This is a genomic window from Oribacterium sinus (genome assembly GCF_963537195.1).
In the GTDB taxonomy this organism is placed as follows: Bacteria; Bacillota; Clostridia; order Lachnospirales; family Lachnospiraceae; genus Oribacterium; species Oribacterium sinus_A.
In genome coordinates this window covers 1-7,379 of sequence record NZ_CAUTEG010000105.1, presented here as the reverse complement: position 1 = coordinate 7,379, position 7,379 = coordinate 1, and the positions used below count along the sequence as shown (strand labels likewise).

8 protein-coding genes are annotated in these 7,379 nt (G+C 43.2%); all 8 read left to right on the top strand.

From position 1 onward, the window contains the following. Nucleotides 1-240, top strand: a 240-nt coding sequence (locus RYL27_RS09860) for a hypothetical protein (protein WP_314966929.1), incomplete at its 5' end; no start/stop codon positions are given. After that, nucleotides 240-662: a hypothetical protein gene (locus RYL27_RS09855; RefSeq protein WP_314966931.1), complete on the top strand. Its 423-nt coding sequence runs from the start codon at nt 240-242 to the stop codon at nt 660-662. The genes RYL27_RS09860 and RYL27_RS09855, both read left to right, overlap by 1 nt. Next, complete coding sequence (locus tag RYL27_RS09850) at nt 649-1,167, top strand: GerW family sporulation protein (protein WP_314345651.1); 519 nt, start codon at nt 649-651, stop codon at nt 1,165-1,167. The genes RYL27_RS09855 and RYL27_RS09850 overlap by 14 nt, the downstream gene beginning before the upstream one ends. Before the next feature lie 175 nt (nt 1,168-1,342). Further along, nucleotides 1,343-1,546 (top strand): 50S ribosomal protein L28, encoded by a 204-nt coding sequence (rpmB, locus tag RYL27_RS09845; protein ID WP_040648381.1) that lies wholly within the window; start codon nt 1,343-1,345, stop codon nt 1,544-1,546. 247 nt (nt 1,547-1,793) lie between these two features. Continuing rightward, complete coding sequence (locus tag RYL27_RS09840) at nt 1,794-2,495, top strand: ABC transporter ATP-binding protein (protein WP_314345648.1); 702 nt, start codon at nt 1,794-1,796, stop codon at nt 2,493-2,495. Then, nucleotides 2,496-3,236, top strand: coding sequence for a hypothetical protein (locus tag RYL27_RS09835; protein ID WP_314966926.1), 741 nt, complete (start codon nt 2,496-2,498; stop codon nt 3,234-3,236). Between the two features lie 219 nt (nt 3,237-3,455). Continuing rightward, nucleotides 3,456-3,815, top strand: coding sequence for an Asp23/Gls24 family envelope stress response protein (locus tag RYL27_RS09830; protein WP_040648588.1), 360 nt, complete (start codon nt 3,456-3,458; stop codon nt 3,813-3,815). Between the two features lie 28 nt (nt 3,816-3,843). Beyond that, nucleotides 3,844-5,547 carry a DAK2 domain-containing protein gene (locus RYL27_RS09825; protein ID WP_314966924.1) on the top strand — a complete coding sequence of 568 codons (1,704 nt, stop codon included), beginning with the start codon at nt 3,844-3,846 and terminating at the stop codon, nt 5,545-5,547. Nucleotides 5,548-7,379 lie beyond the last annotated feature (1,832 nt).

Here is a 7,379-nt window from a genome sequence, read left to right as displayed (position 1 = left end):
GAAATCTTCGGGGAGAAGGAGAGAGAGGAGAAATTACCAAGGGGAAGAGGGAAAATTACTTATCCCGGTTTAAAAATTTCCGGAAGCTTTCAAGAGGGAAAATTAGAATATAAGGGAAAGTTTTTGTTTTTTACTCTTTTTGAGAGCGGCAAGGAAGAGAATTCTGAAAAGGACGAAGACTCTTCTCGAAATGTAGAAGGTTCGGGACAAGAAGCAGAACTTGAAGAGGAAGAAAATTGATGAAAGCTATGGAGAAAATCCTTTCCATCCCTAAGAAGACCATACGGAAAGGGAAGGAAATAAAAAAGAAAATCCGGATGCTTACCCAAGAAGAAACAAAGGAGATGCTTGTCCTTGTTTTTCGCCAGATTCTCTATCTTCTCCATCATTCCAGGGTCAGGAACTGGAAGGGGGAGCTTTATCTTTCCATGGAGGATCCCTACACTTTGGGGCAGGTTTTGCAGGGAATAGCACTTTTATCCCCATTCCTCGGAGATTCCCTGCATGTTTATCCGGAATTTGATGACTCCTATTACTATGGAGAGCTTAAGGCAAAGGGAAAGTTTCGTTTGATCCATATCGTTATCGTGGCTGTTCATCTTCTTCGGAACAGGAAGTTCCGAGAATTGCTTTTTAAGGGAGGAAATGATGGCAAATCATAATACACAAGAATTACTGAACGCCCTGTTTCAAGGCTTGGATGGTTTTGTCCAGTCGAAAACCGTGGTGGGAGAGCCCATTGTTGTGGGAAATACCACCCTGATTCCTCTGATGGAAGTAAGCTGCGGAATGGCCAGTGGAGCCTTTATGAAGGAGAATCAGAAAAAGGGGGATGGAGGAGCGGGAGCCATGAGTTCCAAAATCACTCCTGCCGCCATGCTGATTATCCAGGAGGGAAGAACAAAGCTCATTCGTGTGAAGAATGAAGATGCATTTTCCAAGATTATTGATATGATTCCCGAAGCCATTGACAAGATTACAGGAGGAAGTCGGGTAACAAAGTCTGCAGAAGATTTGGCGGAAGAGAACCTGGAAAGCTTAAAGCAGAAGAGCAATACGAAGAAAAAGGATAAAGTTGAAGAAGAATACGTCGCTCCGGTGATTGATCTGCCGGAGGAGGAAGCCATCGAGGAAATCGACTTAGTGGATATTGATTTAACAGACTAAGGATCGGTATTCCTGTGGGATTTTGTTTATTTCCGGGAATGTATAGGAAGAAAAAAACCGGAAATAAGGAGTTTTAGGAAAAAAGCAAGAAAGCCCTTGCAAGAAACTATTCTTTTTGCTATTATATTTTAGTCGCTGTTTTGCGGTGGAACTTTTAAAAGAGGGAGGTGCAATCATGGCTAAGTGTGCTATTTGTGAGAAGGCAGTGCATTTCGGCAATCAGGTAAGCCATTCACATAGAAGATCTAATAAGATGTGGAAAGCAAATGTGAAATCGGTTAGAGTTAAGGTAGATGGCGGTACAAAGAAGATGTACGTATGTACTTCCTGCCTACGTTCCGGAAAAGTAGAACGTGCCGTATCCGGCGTAGCTGAATAAGATTTTAGAAAAGATATTGTGTGAGCAATATCTTTTTTTTTGCCTAAAGAGTATAAGGAGTCCTATTTCATAAGGGGGGCTAATGTATGGAATATTGTAAAGGAAAAGTAGCATTAGCTTTTGATAGCTTTCCTTAAAGCTCAATATTTTTTAAATACTTAAGAAAGAATTATGATTTATCCCTAAGAATCCCTAGTATTTCTAGGGTAAAAAGAAAGAGAATCGAAATACTTTAAAGGAGAAAGCTATGGTTCAATGCAAAAATTTAACAAAAAAATACGGATCCAAGGTTGCTCTTAGGGATGCCACCTTACATATTTACCCGGGAAATATTTATGCTCTTTTGGGGCCGAACGGTTCCGGAAAAACCACTTTCATGAAGATTCTCGGAGACTTAACCAAGCAGAGCAGTGGAGAAGTATTATTTGAGGGAAAGCCCTTAAGCATTCAAAGTAGAAAAGACATTGCCTATCTGCCTACAGAAAGTCAGGCCTATCCCTTTATGACAGTGGGAGACTATGGAAAGTATCATAAAAGCTTCTTTCCGGAATTTCAGGAGGAAGAGTACAAGAGAATGCTGGAAGAGATGGATATTTCTCTAAAGCTTCCCTTTAAGGCCTTATCCACGGGCATGGACAAGAAGGCAAGAATTGCGGCAACCCTTGCTCGAAATGCAAAGCTGGTGCTTTTGGATGAGCCCTTTAACGGCGTAGACCTTCTGGCCAGAGAAGAAATTGAAAAAATGATTTTGGAAAAGAAAAAAGAGAACAGTACCATCCTTCTTTCCAGCCATTTGGTGGAAGAGGTGGAGGATTATGTTCAGTTTGCTATTTTCTTCCATCAGGGAAAGGTACTTTCCGTGGAACAGCTTGAGAGGATGCAGGAAAACAAGGGGCAGAATCTTACAGAACGTTACAGAAGTCTTTTGGGAAAAAAGAAGGAGGGCTAAATGCTGACATTACTACAATATGAAATGAAAAAAACCGCCTTTATGAAGATTCTCTGCGGCTTTGCCCTTTTTATTTCCCAGGCCTTTGTGATGCTGGGAACAGCAACGGATAATTTTGTAGTAGCTGGTCTTGGTGCAGGTTTACTGGTTTTCTTCAGTTTTCTGGTGATTTTTATTCTGGGATTATCCAGTATGGCCAGTCTAAGCAAGGATTTAAATACAACCCAGGGCTATATGCTCTTTATGCTGCCGAAACACAGTGCTTATTTCTTATTGGCAAAGATTGTTGAAAGCTTAATAAGTACCTTTTTGGCAGGCCTGGTGATTGTCCTGATTTTCTTTTTTAATATCAGCTACTTTGCTATTGATACAGAGGCATATAAAGATCTTTTGGAAATGTTTTGGAATCTTGTGATGAGCGGAAAAGGCTTTGGGACACTTAGTTTATATATGATTCGTTTTCTTGCCACTGCGGCGGCTTTCTGGATTTTCCTTTCCACCATGGCGATTCTTTGTGTGACAGTACAGGCCAGCATATTTAAAGGAAAGGCATTAGCCTTAGTAGTCAGCATAATTGCTTTCTTTTGCCTCTTTTTATATTTGTTCAGTGCCTTGCCGGAGCTGGCCGCTAACATATCCTGGGAGTACAAAGATCCGATTTTTTATGGAATGATTGTAGTATTATCTGTCGGCTTCTTTGCACTTTCATCCTATCTTTTAGAGAAGCAAAGAAATTTTTAAAAGGCGAAGAGGGAAGATTCTTTAAGTAGATCAAAAAGAAAAGAGACAGTTCATTCATCCTGAACAACAATAGATTTCCTTTTCAGAACAGGGAAAATGGGGTATACTATACGAAATTCTCATCATAGCAGGTTCTGCCCTTAGGGCAAAGGAGCATTTGCTTACGGGAAAAACATAATGACTAAGAATGGACAGAAGATAGGGATTGGAGGAAAGACAATGAAAGGAAAAATCTCCTCTCATTACGGTGAGGTACAAATCTCCGAAGAAGTCGTTGCAAGCTACGCAGGAAATGCAGCAGTTTCTTGCTTTGGTATTGTTGGAATGGCTGCGGTTCCCATTTCCGGAAAGGGACTGGCAAAGCTTTTGAAGCAGGAAAGCTATCACAAGGGTATTTCCGTGGAAATCCAGGGCAATGAAATCAGTTTGGACTTCCATGTGATTGTGGCTTATGGTGTAAGCATTCAGGCTGTGGCTGAGAACCTTATGGAAAGTGTAAGATACAGAATTTCACAGTTTACAGGAATGAAAGTTAAACGAATCAATGTGTATGTAGAAGGGGTTCGGGTAATCGATTAAGTTTCAAAGAAATAGGAGGAATTTACCTGTGGGTAAAGTACTAAGTGCAAGGGATTTGCAGAAGGCTTTCTTAGCCGGGGCAAATCAGCTGAATGCAAAAAAGGATTTGATTAATGAGTTAAATGTCTTCCCGGTTCCGGACGGAGATACGGGAACCAATATGACCATGACAATCCTTTCCGCAGCAAAGGAAGTGGCAAAGATTGAGGGAGGAAGCTTGAAAGAGATTTGTAAGGCGATGTCCGGCGGATCTCTTCGCGGAGCCAGAGGAAACTCCGGCGTTATCCTTTCTCAGCTGATTCGTGGATTTACGAAGGAATTATTGGAAGTAAAGGAAGCTGACAGCATTGTTTTGGCGAAGGCCTTCCAAAGAGCTGTGGAAACAGCCTATAAGGCGGTAATGAAGCCTAAGGAAGGAACCATCTTAACCGTAGCCAAGGGGATGGCGGATAAGATTATGGAGCTGTCCTTAACAGAAGAGGAGATTTTGCCTCTTTTGGAGAAGGTGGTGGCCTACGGCGATGAGGTTTTAAAGAAAACTCCGGAAATGCTTCCTGTTTTGAAAGAGGCGGGAGTGGTGGATTCCGGTGGAGCCGGTTTAATGTGCGTTCTGGAAGGAGCTTTACGTTCCTTAAAGGGAGAGAAGATTGAACTGGATTTGGAATTTAAGGAAGATTCCGGCGTTTCCGCTTTAACCGGAGAGAGAAAGAGCCGTGGAGAGATTTCTACAGCGGACATTCGTTTCGGTTATTGTACGGAATTTATGGTAAATGGTGATCATCCTTTCTCTGACGAAGAGGTAGAGAAGCTTAGAGACTACCTTTCCGGTATCGGAGATTCCATCGTTTGCTTCTCTGACGAGGATTTGATTAAGGTTCATGTACATACCAATCATCCGGGAGATGCCTTTGAGAAGGGTCTTACCCTGGGCTTCCTTTCCAAAATGAAGGTAGACAATATGCGCCTTGAGCACCATGAGGTATTGATTGAGGATGCTTCCCGCATTGCGGCTATGGAAAAGCTGGAGGAACAGCCTAAGGGTGCAGAAGCTCCTAAAGAGTCTGAACCGGTAGAGGAAAAGGACTTCGGATTTGTGGCCGTATGTTCCGGTGAAGGACTTAGAGATATTTTCTTAGACCTTGGGGTAGACCAGGTGGTTTCCGGGGGACAGAGCATGAACCCCTCCACCGAAGATTTGTGTGCTGCGGTAGAGAAGATTCATGCTAAGCATGTCTTTATTTTACCCAATAACAAGAATATTTTACTGGCTGCCCAGCAGGTAAAGGATATCCTGGAGGATCGTTCCGTATCCGTAGTGCCCAGTAAGACCATTCCCCAGGGAATTTCCGCAATGATTTCCTTCCAGCCGGAGGGAACGGTGGAGGAGAACCAGGAGGGCATGGAAGACAGCCTGTCCATGGTTTCTTCCGGAGAAATTACCTATGCGGTTCGAGATACCAGCATTGACGGAAGAGAAATCCATAAGGGAGACATCCTTTTCCTGGGAGATCAGGGGCTGCTTTCCGCTGAAAAAAGCATTTCCTTGGCTATGAAGGAAGGCTTGGAGAAGATGGGAGAGGGAGAAATCCTGAGTCTTTATTATGGAGAGGGAGTAACGGAAGAAGAGGCTAAGGCCTTGGAGAAGGAGATTTTGGAGTATATGCCGAATCTTGAGGTGGAGGTTCACGCCGGCGGACAGGCAGTGTACTATTATCTTCTTTCCCTAGAGTAAGAGTCGTTTTTACAGAAATGTTTTCGCTATTTATACAAGCTTATTAATTCAGGGTTAACAAGCTTTCTGCGTTATAGCTTTGCACCGGGGGGCACGCTTTTGCTAAGCTCGCCCTCGTAGCAGTACTAAGCTTCAAGCGTCGCTTCGCTCGCTTTCAGCAAGTACTGGCGGGCTCAGATTGCCCACCGTTTCAAAGTTATAACGCAGAAAGCTAAAAGCTACCCGGAGGAATTGATAAGCTTGTTTTTTTGTGGGGCGAAAAGTTATTTCAGTAAATAACGGTGGGTTAAGATGCCTATAGGGAAAGAGGAAAATTCCAACTGCCTGTTCTCCGGCAGTAATCAGGAGAATAGCTGTTATTTTGTAAGGGAAAGCGTTTAAAGGAGAATTATGCTTCAGGATGCTGTGGAAAGGATTAAGGGGGTGGGGGAGAAAACCGCCGCTCTTTTTCATAAAATGAATATTTACACCAAGGAAGATCTTTTAGAGGATTTTCCTATTTCCTATCTGCAATATCCTAAGCTTAGTTCTATATTGGAAGCCAGGGAGAAGGAGTGGATGGCTTTTTCTCTTGTGCTTTTAGAGGATGCCAGGGTTTTACGAAATACCAAGCTTTCAATGTTGCAATGCTCCGCCGGGGATGAGAGTGGAAAGCTCTTGATTCAATATTTTCATGCAAGCTATCTTTTAAAAACTTTAAAAAAGGGAAGAAAACTGGTGTTTTTCGGGCAGGTCAAAAGCTTTCGAGGGCATTTTATCCTGCAGCAACCTAAGATTTTTTCTTTGGAGGAGTACGAGGAAAAAAGAAAGAGCCTAGAGCCGATCTATTCCCTTCGAAAGGGGCTTGGAAATGCCCTAAGAAGAAAGTGTATTCAAGAGATTTTCAAGGAAGAGCCGAAGATTTTAGAAAGTTTTCCTCAGGATTTTTTGGAAAAAGAAGGGCTATGTAATAAAAGACAGGCTATGGAGTATCTGCATTTGCCGAAGAGAGAAGAGGAGAGGCAGGAGGGCTTAAAGCGTCTTGCCTTTGAAGAATTGTTTTACTACAGCCTCTTTCTGGAAAAGGAGGAGAGGGACTTTCTCTCTCTTTCGGGACAGGAGGAGAGGATTCCGGGGAAAAATGCAGAATTTCAGCGTGGATTGCCCTTTAGCCTGACAAATGCCCAAAAAGAGGCTTTGGAGGAGATGGATAGGGTATTTTCCCAAGGAGAGAGACTTCTTCGCTTTGTGCAGGGAGATGTGGGATCGGGAAAAACCATTTTGGCCTTTTATGCTTTGTTTCTTATGGCATCCAAGGGCTTTCAGACCGCCATTATGGTGCCTACGGAAATTTTGGCGCAACAGCATTTTCTAAAACTGCAAAAACTGCTGGAAGAGAATCAGTGGGAGATTCCCATTGCCCTTCTGATTGGCAGCAGCAGTAAGAAGGAGAAGGAAAGAATTTATCAGGGACTAAAAGAGGGCAGTATTCTGGGGGTAATCGGCACCCAGGCTTTGATTCAGAAGGGCTTAGCTTTTTCTCATCTGAAAATGTTGGTCATTGATGAACAGCATCGTTTCGGCATACAGGAAAGAAACCGTTTGGAAAAGAAGGGGGAAAATCCCCACTGTATCTACCTTTCCGCAACCCCCATTCCCCGTTCTTTGGTAAAGCTCCTCTATGGCGCTGTGCCCTACCGCCTGCTTTCGGAAAAACCGGCCAATCGTCTGCCCATTAAGAATGCCCTGCTTTCCCCTGCTGATCGGGAGAAGGCCTTTTCCTTTATCAAAAAAGAACTGGACAAGAGATCGGAAGAGCACACGTCTGAACTCCAGTCACAGCGATAGATCTC

Excerpts from the sequence above, each read along its gene's own strand:
- RYL27_RS09840 (WP_314345648.1), top strand. The coding sequence starts at position 1,794 with ATGGTTCAATGCAAAAATTTAACAAAAAAATACGGATCCAAGGTTGCT.
- RYL27_RS09830 (WP_040648588.1), top strand. The coding sequence starts at position 3,456 with ATGAAAGGAAAAATCTCCTCTCATTACGGTGAGGTACAAATCTCCGAA.
- RYL27_RS09855 (WP_314966931.1), top strand. The coding sequence starts at position 240 with ATGAAAGCTATGGAGAAAATCCTTTCCATCCCTAAGAAGACCATACGG.
- RYL27_RS09835 (WP_314966926.1), top strand. The coding sequence starts at position 2,496 with ATGCTGACATTACTACAATATGAAATGAAAAAAACCGCCTTTATGAAG.
- RYL27_RS09850 (WP_314345651.1), top strand. The coding sequence starts at position 649 with ATGGCAAATCATAATACACAAGAATTACTGAACGCCCTGTTTCAAGGC.
- rpmB (WP_040648381.1), top strand. The coding sequence starts at position 1,343 with ATGGCTAAGTGTGCTATTTGTGAGAAGGCAGTGCATTTCGGCAATCAG.